Genomic DNA, 17173 nt, shown 5'->3' with positions numbered 1-17173 from the left:
TTACTCCTTTATTAAATTTAAATCATTTATTTTTTTTAAAATATTTTTTTTATCAAAATCTATTTCGTCTTTTCTTTTTAAGCTCATATTTATAAATTCTTTTTCTTTTTCTATGCCTATAAAATTTCTATTTAGTAAATTTGCCGCAATACCAGTTGTGCTACTTCCACTAAATGGATCTAAAATCAAACTATTTTCATAACTAGCCATTAAAATAAGTCTAATAAGCAAAGCAAGTGGTTTTTGTGTAGGGTGTTTGCCATTAGTTTTTTCCCAAGGGGCAATAGCTGGAAACGCCCAAACATCTTTCATCTGCTTATTATCATTTATTTTTTTCATAAGTTCATAATTGAAAATATGTTTGTGTTTTTGGCTTTTTCTAGCCCAAATAATTTGCTCGGTTGAGTGCGTAAGATAGCGACAACTAAAATTTGGTGGCGGATTTGTCTTTTGCCAAGTTATGATATTTAGGATTTTATAATCTAACTTTTGAAGCATTCGTCCGATAGAAAAGATATTATGATAAGTTCCGCTTATCATAATTGAACCATTATTATTTAGTTTTTCTTTTGCTAATTTTAGCCATTTGTAATTAAATTTATCAATATCGTCAACATCTTTATCCCATTCGCCTTTATTTACACTAACTATTTTGCCGCTTTGAATACTTAGTCCATCATTTGATAAAAAATAAGGCGGATCTGCAAAAATAAGATCAAATTTTTTGTCAAGATTTGGTAAAATCTCGAAAGTATCGCCTTGATAAATAGTAAATTTTTTATCGTTACTGATAAAATTATTAAATTTCACTTTTTACCTTTTCTATGAAATGATTTAAATTTGATAAATTATAAATTTCAATGCTTTTATAGGCTTCTTCTAATTTATTTTTAGCACTTAACCAACCAAGTCCATCGGTTATCCATACGAATCTAAAATTTGGATATATAGAGATTCTTTTAGAGATCTCTATATATGACCTTGCAACTTCATTTAGTTTTGATCCGCCAGTGTTATAGAAGTTTACCTCAACTAAATAGTTGACTTTATCTGCATATACTACAAAATCGAAAATTTTTTTATCTGTAGTTGTTTGTATGTTTAAGTTATTAGTACTAACTTCGCTATCAAAATTTAAGTTATTTTGCTTAAAAATACTACCTATTAAATTTGCAAAATTTTTACCACCTCTATTTTTTCTAGCATTTGTATCAAGTCCAATCTCAATACCAAAAACATAATCATTTAAATTTGTAATTTTAGAATTAATAAAAATTTCACTAAGCCCTGTTTGGCAAAAAAACTCATAAATTTGATTAGGATCTTTAAAATAAGTATTTAATTTTATAAATTCTGCATCATTGTTTATTAAAACAGTATTACCATCTCTTACGGCAATCAGTAAATTTAATACTGAAAAACAATCTTTATTTTCAAAAAACAACTCATTTATAGCTTCTTTTAAATTATATTTACCCAAAAGATAATTTAAGCTATGAAGTTTCATTGAAATTTTATTTACATTTGTACAACATTTTTCAAAATCTACAAAAAAAGATAAATTTGCATTTGTTTTTTGTAAAGAATTTAAAAAATCTTCAAATTTTTGTTCGTTAATTATTCTCATATATTTTTCCTTAAAATATAAAGATGCTCTTTTACATAAATATCTCTGCTGTTTAAATTTCTGCTAGCGCGAAATGCGTTGTATTCTTGCTCTAAAATTTTTACTTTTCCAAATTTTTTAAGAGTATTTATAAATTCATCTTTTGAAATAATTCCTTCGTTATTATAAGAAACTAAAATAAATTTCGCTTTTAGATGTTTTATAAGATCGCAAAAAGCCTCTTTTGCTACTGCTTTTTTGTTGTAATTACTTCTATTCCAGTCTTTTGGTATTCCTGAAATTTCAGAAATTTCTTGTGGTTTTTGATAAGACGCTATTAAATTTAGCATAAAATAATTTGAGCCATATGGATGTTGATTGTAAGGCGGATCTATGTAGCAAAGATCAAAACTATCGAGCTCTTTTGCTAGAGTATTTGCATCTTTTTGATAAACATTAAAATCACAACTAAAATTTGAAAAAATCGGCTTTATAAGATGCATTTTATAGCAAATTCGCTTAAGTGCGTTTTCGCCCATTCCTCCAAATTTACCAACACCATTTTTATCTTTATAAAAACCCTTAAAAACGCCGCTTGTATTTGTGTGATTGCTTGCAAGGTATAAAAGTGGTGCTAAGAAAAATTTATGCATATCATTAGGAAGTTTTGATATTTCGCTTCTTGTGGTATCTATGAAATTTGCATTATATTGAGTATAAAAAACTCTTTCGCCTTTTGTGATAAAATCATCGTTTTTTGGTGCATAAAGCTCACTTATAAATCCTGGTTGTAAATTTTCTTTTATTTTTTTATTTAGTATTTTAAAATTTATGTCTATATCTTTTTGTAGTTCTAAATTTACATTTGTTAAATAACACTCATTTATGATTTTTGAGTAAAGTTCTAAATCATTTGCAACTAAAAAATTAGAGTGTGCCTTTAAAAACCTAGCAACTATGCCGCTTCCGCTAAATATATCAACGCAACTTAGTTTTTTTTTGTTAAGCTCGTTTTTTGCTATATTTATGCCGCTTTCTATAAAATTTAAAAGCGATCTTTTATTTCCAAGATATGTTATGATTTGATCTGTTAAAAAGCTATTGTTTTCTATGGTTTTTTTCATTGCTTATGTATCTTTTTTAAGCTTTCATAAGCTTCGTTTATCTCTTGAAGTTTTTTTGTGCCATTTTGTACGGCTTCATCATTTTCACCTTTTCCCATTAATATATCTGGGTGGTATTTTTTAGCAAGCTCTCTGTATGCTTTTTTAATATCGTTAAAATCAGTGTTTTTATCCACTCCTAAAATTTCATAAGGAGATTTTTTGGAGTTTTCTTTTGCATTTTTATTTGTAAAACTTCTATCAAAACTGCTAATTATCTGTTTTAATATGTCTTGATTTATACTAAAACCATCTGCTATTTTTGTAATTATTTTTATCTCATCATCAGTTATTTCGCCATCAACATAAACTATATTTAGTAGTGAATATATCTTTTGCATACATTCAACTTCGCTAAGATTAAATTTGATTTTATATTCTAATGCTAGTTTGAATGTGTTGCTAAGATCCATTTTTTGAGCATTGAAAACTCTTTTTAAATTCTCTCTTGTTGTATTTGAACCATTTAGTGCATTTGTGATATCTGTGAGAATTTGGCTTACTAAATTTGCCTCTTTTGCACTTACTCTGCCATCGCTTTTTGTTATTTTAGCTAAAAGTGATACGATATAAACAGCTTCTTCGTAACTAAATTTTCTTTTATTTTGCTGATAAGTAAAGTTTTTTGTTCCACCAGCTATAAGCCAAAAAGCGAAAAATACAGCACCTATAAAAAGAAGTAAATTCACTCCTAATCCTCTTTTGTCACTATTTTTGCAAACTCATTAAAATAAATTTCTTGTATATCTTTTAAATTTTTATTTATATCATTTAGCCTAAATTTATCTTTACAAGTTATTCCTATTTTTGTTATTTTTACGCCAAATTCTTTTGCTAAATTGATAAATTTATCATCATTTTTTGCACAAACTATCGCTCTTGAAAAACTTTCATCAAAGATAAATTTATCATCATTAAATTCTATTTTAGCATCAATTCCGATATTTGAAACACAACTCATTTTGGCTAAACTCATCGCAATTCCGCCTATACCAACAGAGTTTGCACACTCAAGAAGTTCAAGTTCATTTGCTTTTATTACAAGATTCCATAAAGCTTTTTCTTGATTATAATCTAGTTCGCAAAGTTCGCCATTTACTTCATTATAAAGTGTTTTCATATACAGCGAACCAGCGAAATTACCTTTTGTTTCGCCTAGTAAATACACGCTTTTTTCTATGTTTTGAAAAACAGATGGGAGTAGATTATTTGCATTTTTATTTACCCCAACTGTTACTATAGCTGGAGTTGGTTGTATGCTAATGCCATCTGTTTCATTATACAAACTAACATTTCCGCTTACAACAGGCGTATTTAGCTCTTTACAAGCTTCTTTTATACCCTCACAACCTTGTGCAAACTGCCACATAACTTCTTCATTTAAGGGATTTCCATAGTTTAGACAATCTGTTATCGCAAGAGGTGTTGCACCGCTCATCGCTACTTTTCTACCAGCTGTTGCAACCGCTGCTGCTGCTCCTATTTTTGGATTGATATAGTTATATCTTGTGTTGCACTCCATTGCCATAGATATACCAGCTCCATTTTCTTTAACTCTTAGTGCTGCTGCTCCTAAAAATCCTGGTTTTTTTATGCAGTTTGTGCCGACATTTGCATCGTATTGATCGTAAATAAAAGATTTGTTTAAGATATGTGGATCTTTTAAAAGCATATCAAAAGCTGTATTGTTGTCTATATTTTTTAAATTTGAAAAATCTATTTTTTTGATATTTTCTAGATACTGCGGTTTTTTTGTTGGACGATCAAGAATCGGAGCAGCTTCGCTTAATGGATTTATAGGTATAATTCCTGCTAACTCTCCTTTCCAAAAAAGCTCCATATTTCCGCTGTTTGTAACTTCTCCTATAACCTCAGCGTCTAAGTCCCATTTGGCAAATATGGCTTTTATCTTATCTTCATAGCCTTTTTTAGCACAAATTAGCATTCTTTCCTGGGATTCGCTAAGCATTAATTCATAAGGTGTCATACCGGTTTCACGCATTGGAACTTTATCAAGGTATAGTTTCATACCGCTTCCGCTTCTTCCTGCCATTTCAAAGCTAGAACTTGTAAGACCAGCTGCACCCATATCTTGGATTCCTATGATATAATCAGTTTTGAAAAGCTCCAAACAAGCTTCCATCAAAAGTTTTTCTGCAAAAGGATCTCCAACTTGAACTGTTGGACGAAGGGATTTGTTTGTTTCGTTAAAGCTATCACTAGCCATAACTGCACCACCAAGTCCATCTCTACCAGTTTTTGATCCAACATAAATTACAGGATTTCCGATACCTTCTGCTTTTCCATAAAAAATTTCATCACTTTTGCAAATTCCAAGAGCAAATGCATTTACAAGTATATTTCCATTAAAGCTCTCATCAAAACTAACTTCGCCACCAATAGTAGGAATTCCCATACAATTTCCATAATGAGCTATCCCGCTTACTACACCTTTAACCAGATATCTTTGGTGTTTGCTCGTATTGTCTTGAGATGATATATTTCCAAAGCGTAAAGAGTTCATATTTGCTTCAACTCTTGCACCCATTGTAAAAATATCTCTTAAAATACCGCCAACTCCTGTTGCAGCACCTTGAAATGGCTCAATAAAACTAGGATGATTGTGACTTTCCATTTTGAAAATTGCAGCCATTCCGTTACCTATATCTATAACGCCTGCATTTTCACCTGGACCTTGAATAACCCAAGGAGCTTTGGTTGGAAAACCATTTAGATATTTTTTACTAGATTTATAAGAACAATGCTCGCTCCACATTGCAGAAAATATGCCAAGTTCGAGAAAATTTGGCTCACGACCTAATATTTCTAAAATTTTTTTATACTCATCATCACTAATTTTGTGTGCTTTAATGGTATTTTGATCCATAGAATTCCTTTTGAATTTTTTAAAAATTATAACTAAAAGTTGCTTATAAATTTAGAAACTTCAATTTATTTGCCTAAGCAAAAATTACTAAACATTTCATCTAATATCTCACTTCTTTCAAATGGTTTTGTTATAGAAGAAATGCTCATAATCGCTTCATTTATCTCAAATGCAAAAAGCTCAAGTTCAAATTCATTTAAAAGCTCTTTTGCATTTTTTAAAGAATTTAGTGTATTTTTACTAGATATTATTTGGCGGTTTGAACTAAGCATAAGCCCATCGTAATTTTTAGTATTTAAATATATTTCTAAATTTTTTAAAATGTCATCAGTGTTTGCTTTTGCAGATATTTTTATGGGATTTTTTAGCTCTAAATCAAATTTGAACTCTAAATCATTTTTATTTAATACATTTAAAATTTCTTTACCAGATTTTTTGCAAATTTCCAAAATTTCCATATCTTCTTTATCGCTTTTTTTGCTACTATCAAAAACGGCTATGATGATATCTGCTTCATTTGCTGCGTTTATAGAGTGCGATATCCCTATGTTTTCTATATTATCATCGCTATTTCTAATGCCTGCTGTGTCTATTATTTTTACTAAATGGGTACCTATTTTTATACTTTCTTGTATAGTATCACGCGTGGTTCCTGCTATATCGCTTGTTATAGCACGATTAAATTTAAGCATAGAGTTTAAAATAGAGCTTTTTCCTACATTTGGCTTGCCTATAATGGCTATTTTAAAGCCATCTATCAAGCCTTGTCTTTGTTCGCTAATGTTTATAATTTGGGTTAATTTTTCTATATTTTTGTTTAATAAATTCATAGTTTGAGTAAGAATTTCTGGTGGTAAATCATCTTCTGCATAATCAATGCAAGTCTCAACATATGCCAAAGTTTTAGTAAGTTCATTTCTTAAAGAATCTACAAATTCCTTAAGTTCGCCATGCATAGTTCTTGCTAGTATTTTAATAGCGTTTTGGCTTTTTGCATTTATCATACTTTGGATATTTTCAGCTTTGCTTAAATCCATTTTATCATTTAAAAACGCTCTTTTGCTAAACTCACCAGGACTAGCAAGTCTTGCTCCAAGACTTATAAGTTCATTTACTATTGTGTCAGCTATAACGATTCCACCATGCATTTGAAACTCGATTACATCTTCTCCAGTAAAGCTATATGGAGCTTTAAAGTATATAACTATACCTTCGTCTATAAATTCTCCATTGGATAAAAAAATATCGCATAGTGTAGCGTGTCTTGGTTTTAGATTTTTATTTTTTGTAAGTTTTGCAGCTAGACTTAGAGAATTTGATCCGCTAAGCCTAACTATGCAAACCGCACCAACTCCATAAGCGGTTGCGATTGCAGTAATTGTATCATTCATGTTTTTTTATAAAATCATTTACAACTATAAATTTACCATTATTAGATGTTTTTATGCCGACATATTTTTCTGGAAATTTCGCTCTGAGTTGTTCTAGTGCAATTTTTATAAGAACTCCATCTAAAATTTTAGTTTGAGCATAGCCATTTTTTTCTACTCTTTGAATTACGCTTTGAGTATAAATGGAAATTCTCTCTTCTTGTGTTTTTAAAAACTCAGCTATTTCAAGTCTTATAGAAAGGTTAAATTTATTGTTTATCCAGTTAAAAAGTAGATATGATAATGCTTTATACCTATATCCTTCTTTTCCTATTAAAAGTGCAGCATCTTCTCCGTCTAAATTTATAAGCACACAATCTTTGCTATATTCACTAACTTCTATTTTATTTATGTTAAAGCAGTTATTTGAAAATAGTAGCTCAAGACCTTTTTTTATTTCATTAATAGTTTCTAATGGTATGTTTTTTCTATCTTGTTTTAAATTTGATCTGTTTTCTTCGTCTGCATTTTTAGAAATGTTATAAAAATTATCAACCAAAGAATTTACTTTATCTTTATCTATAGAAGTTTTGCTTTCAGTATGATTTTTTGTTTTTTTATCACTATTTTTAACTTCATTATTTAAATTTTCTACATTTGCATTTGTGGCGGTATCTTGGTTGGTTTTTATGGATTTTTTCTTATGATTTTTTCTTTTTTCATTACTAAATTCTTTTGTATGTTTTTGTGTAGATTTGTGGTTTTCTTTATTGTTTTGTTTTTCGTTTTTATTTATGGCTTCTATGATAGCTGATTTTTTAAAAAAGCCAAAAAAACCGCTATTTGAATTTTGTAAAATATTATACTCTAAATCTAGTATAGAACAATTAAGTTCCAAAGAAGCTTTACTTATGGCTTCTTGTAAAGTTGGAGCTTCAAATTTTTTCATGTTTTGCCTCCGCAATTTCCTTTTGTTTTTGTTTTTTAAATATAGCATTTACAGTAAGCTGCTGTATAATTGAACAAACATTATTTATAAACCAATATAGCGTTAGTCCAGCAGGGAAAGTTATAAAGAAAAATGTAAAAATTAGTGGTAAAAATTTCATAATTTTTTCTTGCATAGGATCTGTGAAATTTGTAGGTGTAAATTTTTGTTGTAAAAACATAGTTGCACCCATAAGTATCGGTAGTATGTAGTATGGATCTTTTATAGCAAGATCATTTATCCATAATATCCACTCAGCTCCTTTTAGCTCAATTGCGTTTAATAATACCCTATAAATTGCAAAGAATATTGGAATTTGAAGCAATATCGGCAGACATCCACCCATTGGGTTTGCACCATTTTTCCTATATAATTCCATCATATGAGTTTGCATTTTTTGTGGATCGCCTTTGTATTTGGCTTGAATTTCTTTTATCTTAGGGGCGATATCTTTTAGTTTATTCATAGAAACCATGCCCTTAAATGTCAAAGGAAATAAAATAACTCTTATGGTAAGAGTCATGGCAACTATTGCCCAACCCCAGTTACCTAAAAATCCATGTAAGAAATTTAAAAATGAAAAAAGAGGTTTTGCTAAAAATGTAAACCAGCCATATTCGATAACATCTAAAAGCTCTTTGTCGATATTTTTCAACAAATCATGTGCCTTAGGTCCTATGAAGCCATTTAAAGAAATGCTATTATCAGCTGAAATAAATATAGTACCATTTTTTGATGCATCTGCATTTATGGCTAAATTTAAACCTTTGTTAAAATCATAAAATAGTGTTGTATAGTATCTATCAGATGCTGCTGCTATGAAGGCATTTTGAAATCTTTCATCGCCTTTTGCATCTCCATCTTGAATGTCAACTAAGCTACCATCGTTTTGTTTTATCATTAATCCATGGACTGTATAGCCATCAACTGCAACATTTGGTCTAAATCCTGGTGTTATAAAGAAATTCGCTGGATTGCTTAAGGTTATATCTACTGTGTAGTTTCCATTTGGGCTAAAAGTTATTTTTTTAGTTAATGTAAGAGTTCCAAGATTTTGTGTTAAGATTACACTCTGTTTTTCATCTTTTAAATCTATATGTGTTTTATCTGCAGTGTAATGGTTGCTAAATGCTAGATTATTTAAATTTGTATCACTAAATCTTACTTCCAAAGGATATGGCTCTTTTGTTATAAGTTCAAGTTTGCTACCATCTTCTGCTATGTATTTTTTTTCATTTAGAGAAAATTTAGATATTCTACCAAGTGCATCAATATGTGCTTGAAAATATTTGCCATCTATAGTTGTTAAAATTTCAAGTTCTTGCTTTGGTGCTGGGTTTGGACTATTTTCAGCATTTAAAACAGGAGCTTGTTTTTCTTGTAAGATAGTAGTATTTGTGCTATTTAACTCTTGCGTTATAGGTTGTTTTGGTGGAAAAAAATACCAATATACTCCAAAAAATAAAACCGATAAACAAATCGCGATAAACATTCTTTTTTGTGGGGATAAATCATCTAACACTTATTTTTCCTTTGTATTTTTGAAGTTCTTTATTATATAAAATTTATTTTTTTTATAAGGAACTAGCCAAAATTTAAAATTATTTTTATTGTTTCTTATAATAATAGAAACATTTTTTATCTCTTTTTTTATAATTGGATGGTCAAATCCACCTTTAAAAAGCTGATTGCATCTTAAAATTCTTAAAATAGTATTGATAAGAGCAATCAAAAAAAAATTATATTTAAATTCCAAATATGCATACTCAGAACATGTTGGATAATATCTGCAAGTTTTTGGGAAAATAGGAGAAATCCATTTTTGATAAAATTTAATAAAATAGATGAAAATATGATTCATTTTGTTAATGCCTCAAGTTTTTTAAACGACCATTTTAAATTTTTTTTAATTTGTAAAAATGGAATTTCATTTAGACCAGGTTTTGCTATTATTACATATATACCATTTTTTAAGGTATCTGATATATCAGCAAAAGCAGCTCTTATAACTCTTTTTGTTCTATTTCTTATAACCGCACAACCAACTTTTTTATTTGCAACAACTGCAAATTTATTAAACTCAGTGCCTAAATATAGCACAACCATACACTCACAATGCCATTTCTTAGCATTTTTATAAACATCAGAAAACTCAGATGTTTTGCTTAGTGAACTAAATTTTTTCAAACAGATAGTCTTTTTCTTCCTTTTGCTCTTCTAGCATTTATAATTTTACGACCATTTTTTGTTTTCATTCTAGCTCTAAATCCGTGAGTTCTAACCCTAGGAAGTTTATGTGGTTGATATGTTCTTTTCATAATATTGTCCCTTTTTAAAATTAAATTAAGCTGTTATTCTATCTAAAATATACTTAAAAAAGCTTTTATTTATTTTATGAGCTATAAAATGTGATATTTTAAATTTGGAACACTAATTGCTTTGTTATAGTTTAAATAATATTTTTAGGATTGAGTATGCAAAATGGTTATTACCAAGTAACAGGAGCCATGGTCACTCAGTTTAACAGACTTGATGTGATATCAAATAATCTTGCTAATACAAATACTATAGGATTTAAAAGAGATGATGTCGTAATAGGTGATTTTGAGAGAATATTCAAAGAAACTAGAGATATTTTACCTCTTGATAATCACACAAAGCAAGCGGCTAAATTTCTAAATAGAACTATTGATAGAGTTCCTCAGGTTAGTGAGCAATATGTTGATTTTTCTCAAGGACCATTAAAGCACAGTTCTAACCCATTAGATATTTCTATGGGTAGAAAAGATCTGTTTTTTTTAGTAGAAACTGATAATGGCGTAAGGCTTACTAAAAATGGTGCTTTTAACATAGATAATAATGGAAATTTAGTTACAAAAGAAGGATATAATGTTCTTCCAAGTACATATTTTACAGCAAATACAAATGAAATAAAAATACTACAGAATACAGAAGTTACGATAGATAAAAACGGTAATGTTTATTCTGGTCAAAACTTGATATCAAGGCTTTTTGTAGCTCAACCAAGAGAGATTAGAGATTTAACAAAAGAGGGCGATAATCTTTATATTTTAGATAAATTAGAAGATTTGAGCGATGTAGATAATAGCGGTGCAGTTTTGCAAGGATATGCTCAAATGTCAAATATAAATCCAGTTACAGAGATGGTTGGTCTTATACAAACAAATAGGCTTGTTGATGCATATCAAAAAGTTATGACTTCACATATGAATGATTTAAACCAAGATGCTATACAAAAATTAGCATCAACTAAAGCTTAATATAAAAGGATAAATTATGATGAGATCACTTTATACCGCAGCAACTGGTATGATAGCACAACAAACACAAATAGATACAACTTCACATAATATTGCAAATGTTAATACGATAGGTTATAAGAAAAACAGAGCTGAATTTGCTGATCTTATGTATCAAACTATGACTTATGCAGGCACTCCTACAAGCACAACAACAATGAGTCCAACTGGAATAGAAGTTGGTCTTGGTGTAAGACCTACGGCTATTACAAAACTTCATGGACAAGGTTATTTTAAAGAAACAGGAAATAATCTAGATATGGTAATAGCTGGAAATGGATTTTTTCAACTCCAATTACCAGATGGAACAACTGCTTATACTAGAAATGGTGCTTTTAAGCTTGATGGAGATGGAAATATTGTAAATTCAGACGGATATATGTTAAATCCAAATTTAGTTATACCGCCAGATGCTATGCAAATATCAGTTGGTGTTGATGGAACCGTTTCTGTTTTGCAGCCAGGCAATCAAGAGATGACTCAAATTGGACAAATAGAACTTGCAACATTTGTAAATCCAAGCGGACTTCATTCTATGGGAGATAATAATTTTCTTGAAACAGCTGCAAGCGGCGCTCCTATAGTTGGTGTTGCAGGAACAGAAGGTATTGGGCAGATTAAACAAGGTTTTGTAGAAATGAGTAATGTCCAGCTTGTTGAAGAGATGACAGATCTTATTACCGGACAAAGAGCATATGAAGCAAACTCAAAAGCAATTACAACAAGTGATGAAATGCTCCAAATCGTAAATGGCTTAAAGAGATAGAGTTAAGATGATTTTTGTTGCAATTATACTTTTTTTGATAGTTATAATTTTTATAGTTGATGCTGTTTTTTATCCAAATGATAGTGTTATAGATCAAAATAGATCTACTTTTTATGAAAAAAATGTTAGCGAAGATTATGATTCTATAAAATATTTTAACGAACACATAAAGAAAAGATAAGTAATTTATACTCACTTTGATTTTAGATAATTTTTATTATGTTAAAAATTTATGATATAATAAATTTTATATTTAAATCAAAGGAGAAAAAAGATGAAAAGAAGAGATGCTTTAAAAGTTATCGCTCTTAGCGGTGTTGCGGTTAGTATTGCTGGTGCTTATGATAAAGCACTTATTGTAAATAAAGAAGATATGAAATTACAAGATCCTAAAAATCCAAATGAATTTGAATATAAACATCTTCCAGAAATTTCTATAAAAGATAAAGATAAAAAAGGCTATACGCTTATTGAGATAACAGTAGGTCAAAAAGATATCATACATCCAAGTGATGCAGACCACTGGATATATAAGATAGAATTATATGCAGACGATAAACTTGTGGGTTATACAGAGCTTGAACCTGTTATTTCAAGAGGATATTATAGTACCAGAGTTAAACTTGATGGAGTTAAAGAGCTTAAATCAACAGCTTGCTGTAATCTTCACGGAAATTATACTGCTACTAAAATCTTATAAAATCGGAGCTAAATGCTCCGATATGACTACAAAATTTACTACGATTAAAATATAAACCTTTAAAAATAATATTAAATCATTTTTTTGATATAATTTCATTTTAAAAAAAGGAAAAATTATGGATAGAGTATTTTTAAGCCCACCAAATATGGGTGGAAATGAATTTGAATATGTCAAAAAAGTTTTTGAAAGCAACTACATAGCTCCTCTTGGAGAGTATGTGAATAAATTTGAAGATAGTGTAAAAAACTACACAAAAGCAAAACAAGCCTTAGCTTTGAATGCCGGAACTGCAGCACTTCATTTGGCATTAAGGGTTTTGGGTATAAAAGATGGCGATGTAGTTTTGGCATCAAGTTTTACTTTTATGGCTTCTGTTAATCCGATAATGTATGAAAGATGTGAGCCTATTTTTATCGATTCAGATAAGAGTTGGAATTTAAGTCCAGAACTTCTTAAAAAAGCTATAAAAACGTCGCATAAAAAACCAAAAGCACTTATAATAACTCATCTTTATGGACAAGCTGCTAAGATGGATGAAATAGTTCAAATTTGTAATGAAAACGATATTATTCTTATAGAAGATGCAGCAGAAGCACTTGGTGGATTTTATAAAGGTAATGCACTTGGAACTATTGGTAAATTTGGCGCATTGAGTTTTAATGGAAATAAAATAATAACAACTGGCGGTGGCGGTATGCTTATATCAAACGATGAAAAGTTGTTAAACAAAGCAAGATATTATAGCACTCAAGCAAGAGAGCCTCTTGTTCATTATGAACATTTAGATTATGGATATAATTATAGATTAAGCAATGTTCTTGGTGCTATCGGCGTTGGGCAAATGGAAGTTTTAGAAAGCAGGGTTGAAAGAAAAAGAGAGATTTTTGATTTATATTCAAAACTTTTAAGTTCGCTAGATGTAGAGTTTATGCCAGAAGTTGAGGGAAGCAGAGGAAATAGATGGCTTACAACATTGTTATTTAAAAACAAAAACGATCATTTAAAAGTTATTGAAGCACTTTCAAAAGAAGATATAGAAAGTAGACCGCTTTGGAAACCAATGCATATGCAACCAGTATTTCAAGGCAAGAGTTGTGTAATTGACGGAACTAGCGAAGATTATTTTAGTAGAGGAATTTGTCTTCCAAGCGGTAGTAATATGAGTGATGAGAGTGTAAATAGAGTGTGTGAAATAATCAAAAGGTCTATATAATGTTTTTAAAACCTAGTAAATTTAAAAGAGTTACATTTTTTTTATTTGCTGATATATTAGTTTTTGCTATATCTATATATGTGGCTTTTTTACTTCGTTTTAGTGGCGATATACCAAGCGATTTTTTCAAAGGTATGATTCTTAGCGGAATTTGTTTGATTGTACTCAAAGTGATATTTTTAGCTCTATATAAAATTTACATGGTGCCTTGGAGATTTTTTGGGCTATATGAAGCTAGGAAAATATTTTATTCGCATATTCTTGCTGGAGCTGTTTTTGCTATTATATTCTTTTTCTTTGCAGATATATTTAATCCATTTCCAAGAAGCGTTATTATAATAGACGCAACGGTGTCTTATTTAATTTTAAGTGGAGTAAGAATTTCTAAAAGAATGTTTTTAGAAAGACAAAAAAACAGCAATAATGAACCTTGTGTTGTTGTTGGTGCTACAAGCAAAACAATGCATATATTAAAAGGAATTAGGCAACAGTATATAAATTATTATGTGGTTGGTATAGTAGATGCTAGGACTGATCTTGTAGGAACTTACTATGAAAACCATTTAGTAAATTCAAAAGATAAAATCAAAGATATGGTAAAAGAATATAATCTAAAAACAGCTATCATAGCTTTAGCTCTAAGACCAGAAGAACTCAAAGAACTTTATGATGAGTTAATTGATTACGGAATAACTGAAGTTAAGATATTTTCTTTGCTTGAAAACGGACAAGACAATATCAAAGATATTTCCATAGAAGATTTACTTGCTAGAAAACCAAAAGATCTTGATTTAAATAAAATTGAAGAGTTTATAAAAGATAAAGTTGTTATGGTAACTGGAGCTGGTGGAACAATAGGAAGCGAGATTTGCAAGCAGTGTTTAAAATTTGGTGCTAATAGGCTTATAATGGTTGATCATAGCGAATACAACCTTTATAAAATAGATCAAATTACAAATGATAATAGAAATGTCTTAAAAATGTTAAATATAGTTTTTAAGGATAAATTAGAAGAAATTTTTAAAGAATACAAGCCAGATTTAGTTGTCCATGCTGCTGCTTATAAACATGTGCCTCTTTGTGAGTTTAATCCTCATTCTGCAATAATCAATAATATTATTGGCACTAAAAATGTTATAGATCTTTCTAAAAAATATGAAGTTTCAAAAGTTGTTTTAATTTCAACTGATAAAGCTGTTCGTCCTACAAACATAATGGGTACAACAAAAAGAATTTGTGAGCTTTACTCGCTTAATTCAAATGAGAGTGGAAAAACTGAGATTGTCGCTGTTAGATTTGGAAATGTTCTTGGAAGTAGCGGTTCTGTAATACCTAAATTTAAAGAACTAATTGCTCAAAATAAACCTCTTACTGTTACTCATCCTGATATTGTAAGGTATTTTATGCTTGTTAGCGAAGCCTGTCAGCTCGTGCTTCAAGCAGCAGCTATTGCAAAAGGTGGCGAGTTATTTGTTCTTGATATGGGTGAGCCTGTTAAGATAGTAGATCTTGCTAAAAAGATGCTTCAACTTTCAAATAAGCAAAATTTAGGCGTAGAATTTGTGGGTTTAAGACCTGGCGAAAAACTATATGAAGAGTTGCTGGTTGATAAAAGCGATAAACAGACTTGTTATGAATCCATTTTTGTAACACATTCTGAAAAGTATGATATGAATCTTTTAAATACTCAGATATTACAGCTTTTAGAGCAAAAAAATGAAGAAGGAATTGTTAGTATTTTAAAACAGATTGTGCCAGAGTTTAATAGAACATCAAATAAAAAAGATAGTGTTGATTAATGACAGGAATTATTGATTATGGTGCAGGAAATTTACAAAGTGTTAGAAATGCTTTGGATTTTTTAGGGCAAAAATGTGAGATTATAAATGATCCAAATTTAGTGTGTAAATTTGACAAGATCATACTTCCTGGTGTTGGTGCTTTTGGTGATGCAATGCAAAAACTAAGAGCAAATAATCTTGATGAAAGTATAAAAGAATTTATAAAAAGCGGAAAGCCATTTTTGGGAATTTGTCTTGGCATGCAACTTTTATTTGAAAAAAGCGATGAGTTTGGAGAAAATTTAGGACTTGGTGTTATAAAAGGCGAAGTTATTAGATTTGATGAAAATAAATTTGATAAAAAATTGAAAATTCCGCATGTTGGTTGGAATTGTGTAAATTTTAAAAAAAGTAGTGCAATAACTAAAAATTTGAACTCAAGCATATATTTTTATTTTGTTCATAGCTATCATGTTGTGCCAAAAGAAGATTGTGTTTTAGCTACAAGTGAATATGGATACGAGTTTGTAAGTGCAATTTGTAAAGATAATGTCATAGCTTTTCAACCTCATCCAGAAAAGAGCCATAAAAATGGTATATTAATATTTAAAAATTTTATGGAGATGTAAATGGAGATACTACCAGCAATTGATTTAAAAAATGGGCTTTGTGTTAGACTTAGTAAAGGCGATATAAATAGTGCCAAAATATATTCTAATGAACCTTGGGAATTAGCAAAAGAATTTGAAGATATGGGTGCAAAGTGGCTTCATATCGTTGATTTAGACGGTGCTTTTGTTGGAGAATCTATAAATTTTAAAACAATAGAAAAAATTATATCTAACACAAATTTAAAAGTAGAAGTTGGTGGTGGTATTAGAAACGAAGATGCAATTATAAGATATAAAAATGTAGGTGTAGATAGATTTATTTTGGGTTCAATTGCTATAAAAGATAAAGAATTTGTAGCTAAAATGACAAAAAAATACAAAATTGCAGTCGGAATAGATGCAAAAAATGGAATAGTTGCTATTGAGGGCTGGGCTAAGCTAAGTAGTAAAAAAGCAATTGATCTTGCAAGCGAATATTCTAAATGCGGAGTAGATGCCATAATATGCACTGACATTAGCAAAGATGGAATGCTTAGTGGCGTAAATGTTAAATTTAGTGAAGAAATTGCCGATATAAGCGGAATAAAAACTATTGCAAGTGGCGGTGTAAGAGATATAAATGATATTATATCGCTTAAAAATAGTGGCAAGATTTATGGCGTCATAGTTGGCAAAGCGTATTATGAAAAAACTTTAAATTTAAAAGAAGCGTTTAAAATCAACATTTAATTAATTATGATAGTATTTAATAAAGTTTTGTTAAAT

General features: G+C 29.6%; 19 protein-coding genes. 8 read left to right on the top strand and 11 right to left on the bottom strand.

Annotated features, from left to right (window positions below):
* From CSPT_RS06720 to rpmH, 11 genes are all read right to left on the bottom strand, one after another.
* A complete protein-coding gene (locus tag CSPT_RS06720) occupies positions 1-810 on the bottom strand; it encodes a DNA-methyltransferase (protein WP_089182879.1) in 810 nt (269 codons plus the stop codon).
* Positions 800-1621: a type II restriction endonuclease gene (locus CSPT_RS06715; protein ID WP_374188418.1), complete on the bottom strand. Its 822-nt coding sequence runs from the start codon at positions 1619-1621 to the stop codon at positions 800-802. Before CSPT_RS06715 ends, CSPT_RS06720 begins: the two co-directional genes overlap by 11 nt.
* 2 nt (positions 1622-1623) lie before the next feature.
* Positions 1624-2730: a DNA adenine methylase gene (locus tag CSPT_RS06710; protein ID WP_089182877.1), complete on the bottom strand. Its 1107-nt coding sequence runs from the start codon at positions 2728-2730 to the stop codon at positions 1624-1626.
* Positions 2727-3458 (bottom strand): DnaJ domain-containing protein, encoded by a 732-nt coding sequence (locus CSPT_RS06705; protein WP_089182876.1) that lies wholly within the window; start codon positions 3456-3458, stop codon positions 2727-2729. Before CSPT_RS06705 ends, CSPT_RS06710 begins: the two co-directional genes overlap by 4 nt.
* A gap of 2 nt (positions 3459-3460) precedes the next feature.
* Complete coding sequence (purL, locus tag CSPT_RS06700) at positions 3461-5656, bottom strand: phosphoribosylformylglycinamidine synthase subunit PurL (RefSeq protein ID WP_089182875.1); 2196 nt, start codon at positions 5654-5656, stop codon at positions 3461-3463.
* 65 nt (positions 5657-5721) lie between these two features.
* On the bottom strand, positions 5722-7047 hold the full coding sequence (gene mnmE / locus CSPT_RS06695) for a tRNA uridine-5-carboxymethylaminomethyl(34) synthesis GTPase MnmE (protein WP_089182874.1): 1326 nt from the start codon (positions 7045-7047) through the stop codon (positions 5722-5724).
* Positions 7040-7975, bottom strand: a complete 936-nt coding sequence (locus CSPT_RS06690) for a Jag N-terminal domain-containing protein (protein WP_089182873.1) — start codon at positions 7973-7975, stop codon at positions 7040-7042. Before CSPT_RS06690 ends, mnmE begins: the two co-directional genes overlap by 8 nt.
* Positions 7962-9506 carry a membrane protein insertase YidC gene (gene yidC, locus CSPT_RS06685; RefSeq protein ID WP_235610104.1) on the bottom strand — a complete coding sequence of 515 codons (1545 nt, stop codon included), beginning with the start codon at positions 9504-9506 and terminating at the stop codon, positions 7962-7964. The genes CSPT_RS06690 and yidC overlap by 14 nt, the downstream gene beginning before the upstream one ends.
* Before the next feature lie 30 nt (positions 9507-9536).
* Positions 9537-9875, bottom strand: coding sequence for a membrane protein insertion efficiency factor YidD (gene yidD / locus CSPT_RS06680; RefSeq protein WP_089182871.1), 339 nt, complete (start codon positions 9873-9875; stop codon positions 9537-9539).
* On the bottom strand, positions 9872-10201 hold the full coding sequence (gene rnpA / locus CSPT_RS06675) for a ribonuclease P protein component (RefSeq protein ID WP_089182870.1): 330 nt from the start codon (positions 10199-10201) through the stop codon (positions 9872-9874). Before rnpA ends, yidD begins: the two co-directional genes overlap by 4 nt.
* Positions 10198-10332 (bottom strand): 50S ribosomal protein L34, encoded by a 135-nt coding sequence (rpmH, locus tag CSPT_RS06670; RefSeq protein WP_089182869.1) that lies wholly within the window; start codon positions 10330-10332, stop codon positions 10198-10200. Before rpmH ends, rnpA begins: the two co-directional genes overlap by 4 nt.
* 156 nt (positions 10333-10488) lie before the next feature.
* Here rpmH and CSPT_RS06665 point away from each other — a divergent pair, with 156 nt between their 5' ends.
* From CSPT_RS06665 to hisA, 8 genes are all read left to right on the top strand, one after another.
* Complete coding sequence (locus CSPT_RS06665) at positions 10489-11295, top strand: flagellar hook-basal body protein (protein ID WP_089182868.1); 807 nt, start codon at positions 10489-10491, stop codon at positions 11293-11295.
* Between the two features lie 16 nt (positions 11296-11311).
* Entirely contained in the window at positions 11312-12100 is a 789-nt protein-coding gene (gene flgG / locus CSPT_RS06660) for a flagellar basal-body rod protein FlgG (protein WP_089182867.1), read from the top strand.
* Positions 12101-12107: 7 nt separating this feature from the next.
* A complete protein-coding gene (locus CSPT_RS09080; RefSeq protein WP_161492090.1) occupies positions 12108-12281 on the top strand; it encodes a hypothetical protein in 174 nt (57 codons plus the stop codon).
* A 93-nt stretch (positions 12282-12374) separates the two neighbouring features.
* Positions 12375-12800 (top strand): desulfoferrodoxin family protein, encoded by a 426-nt coding sequence (locus CSPT_RS06655; protein WP_089182866.1) that lies wholly within the window; start codon positions 12375-12377, stop codon positions 12798-12800.
* Between the two features lie 118 nt (positions 12801-12918).
* Positions 12919-14016 (top strand): UDP-N-acetylbacillosamine transaminase, encoded by a 1098-nt coding sequence (pglE, locus tag CSPT_RS06650; RefSeq protein ID WP_089182865.1) that lies wholly within the window; start codon positions 12919-12921, stop codon positions 14014-14016.
* Positions 14016-15815 carry a UDP-N-acetylglucosamine 4,6-dehydratase (configuration-retaining) gene (gene pglF, locus CSPT_RS06645; protein ID WP_089182864.1) on the top strand — a complete coding sequence of 600 codons (1800 nt, stop codon included), beginning with the start codon at positions 14016-14018 and terminating at the stop codon, positions 15813-15815. Before pglE ends, pglF begins: the two co-directional genes overlap by 1 nt.
* Positions 15815-16426: an imidazole glycerol phosphate synthase subunit HisH gene (gene hisH / locus CSPT_RS06640; RefSeq protein ID WP_089182863.1), complete on the top strand. Its 612-nt coding sequence runs from the start codon at positions 15815-15817 to the stop codon at positions 16424-16426. Before pglF ends, hisH begins: the two co-directional genes overlap by 1 nt.
* A complete protein-coding gene (hisA, locus tag CSPT_RS06635; protein WP_089182862.1) occupies positions 16427-17137 on the top strand; it encodes a 1-(5-phosphoribosyl)-5-[(5-phosphoribosylamino)methylideneamino]imidazole-4-carboxamide isomerase in 711 nt (236 codons plus the stop codon).
* Positions 17138-17173: the final 36 nt, after the last annotated feature.

Origin of the sequence: Campylobacter sputorum subsp. sputorum, from assembly GCF_008245005.1 — a bacterium.
Taxonomy (GTDB): Bacteria; Campylobacterota; Campylobacteria; order Campylobacterales; family Campylobacteraceae; genus Campylobacter_F; species Campylobacter_F sputorum.
The sequence above is the reverse complement of the archived record's forward strand: the minus strand, read 5'-3'. Positions and strand labels throughout refer to the sequence as shown.